1 protein-coding gene and 1 pseudogene are annotated in these 1,784 nt (G+C 75.4%); both read left to right on the top strand.

Features of this window, described 5'->3' with window-relative positions; translation table 11 throughout:
• Nucleotides 1-157 precede the first annotated feature (157 nt).
• Nucleotides 158-943, top strand: a complete 786-nt coding sequence (locus QOL99_RS16830; protein ID WP_285525530.1) for an ABC transporter ATP-binding protein — start codon at nt 158-160, stop codon at nt 941-943.
• Nucleotides 940-1,784: pseudogene (locus QOL99_RS16825) on the top strand (hypothetical protein); the annotation flags it as partial. The gene QOL99_RS16830 and the pseudogene QOL99_RS16825, both read left to right, overlap by 4 nt.

Raw genomic sequence — 1,784 nt, 5'->3', positions numbered from 1 at the left:
CGCGCCATCGAGAGCCGCCTGACCCCGCCGCCCGCGCCCGCCCACCCCCAGGCCACGCTGGAGGCGCTGGCGGACGTGTCCGAGGAAGCGACCTCGGGGCTGTAGGCGGCCGCATCTGCGCCGCAACCTTCCCGCGCCCCGGCGCATAGTGCCGGGTATGAGCCTCGCCCCCCACCCCAGCTCGGCCCCGGCCCTGGAACTGCTCGACCTGCGCAAGAGCTTCGGGGGCCGCGCGGCGGTCGCGGGCGTGAGCCTGACGGTGGCGCCCGGGGAGCTGTACGCGCTGCTCGGTCCCAACGGGGCGGGCAAGACGACCACCATCCGCATAGTCGCGGGGCTGACCCGGCCGGACGGGGGCGCGGCCCGCCTCTACGGGCATGACGTAACCCGTGACGCCCGCGCCGCCAAGCGCCAGCTCGCCTACCTCCCCGACGACCCGCTGCTGTACGGCAAGCTGACCCCGCCCGAGTACCTGGAATTCGTGGCGGGGCTGTGGGAGATGGACGCCCGCGAGGCCGCCCCCGAAGCCGAGCGGCTGCTGCGCTGGCTGAACCTGTGGGAGCACCGCCGCGAGCGCACCGAGGGCTTCTCGCGGGGGATGAAGCAGAAACTCGCCCTCGCCGGGGCGCTGATCCACCGCCCACGCCTGATGCTGCTCGACGAGCCGCTGACCGGGCTGGACGCGGCGGCCTCGCGGCAGGTCAAGGACGCGCTGCGCGCCTTTGTGGATGAGGGCGGCGCGGTCGTGCTGACCACCCACATCCTGGAGGTGGCCGAGCGGCTCGCCGACCGCCTCGGCATCATCGCGGCGGGGACGCTGGTGGCGGAGGGCACACCGGGCGAGCTGCTGGCCCGCACGGGGACGGGCACGCTGGAGGACGCCTTCCTCAGCCTTACGGGGCTGCGCGTGAGGGCCGAGGACCCGGCAGGAACCCCCGCGTGAGGCCCGGCTCGCTGGGGTGGTTGCTGCGCTGGCAGACGCGCTGGGCGTGGCAGAACCTGAGTGGGGGGACACGGCGGGGGCTGACCGTGGGGCTGATCTTCGCCGGGGGGCTGGGGGTGGCCGCCTTCTTCGGGCTGCGGAGCCTGCTCGCCGGGGTGCCGCTGGACCGCCCCCTCCCCGACGCGGCGCTGGGGCCGCTGACGCTGGGGCTGGTCTTCGTCTTCATGCTGATGCTCTCGGCCTGCGTGACGGCGGCGCTGGAGGCGCTGTACACGCGGGGGGACCTCGACCTGCTGCTGCACTCGCCCATCTCGCCGCGCACGGTGCTGGCGGCGCGGGCGCTGGGGGTGGCCTTTTCGGGGGCGCTGGGGTCGGCGCTGCTGACCCTGCCGCTGACCTTTCTGCTGCTGGTGCTGGGCGCGTGGCGCGGGCTGGGGCTGCTGGGCTGGTGGCTGGGGGCGGCCCTGCTCGCGGCCACGCTGGGGCTGTGGCTGACCCTGGGGCTGGTGCGGGTGCTGGGGGTGCGCCGGGCGCGGGTCACGGCGTCGGTGGTGGGGGCGCTGCTGGGGGCGAGCCTCTTTCTGGCGTTCCAGTTGCCCAACCTCCTGGGGCAAAGTGGGCGCGGTGACCTCGTGCTGCGGGTGCTGGAGGGCTTTGGGCCAGGGCGGGGCGGCTGGCCGGAGCGGGAGTCGGCCCTGTGGTGGCCCGCCCGCGCCGTGTGGAGCGAGGGGGGGCCGCTGCTGGCGCTGGGGCTGGCATCTGCCCTGGCCTTCGCACTGAGCGTGCTGCTGCTGACCCGCCTGTTCGTGAGCGGGGTGGCCGCTGCCGCCGAGGGGACCGG

The organism is Deinococcus rhizophilus, from assembly GCF_030271215.1.
Classification (GTDB): Bacteria; Deinococcota; Deinococci; order Deinococcales; family Deinococcaceae; genus Deinococcus; species Deinococcus rhizophilus.
This window is presented reverse-complemented; position numbering and strand designations above follow the sequence as displayed.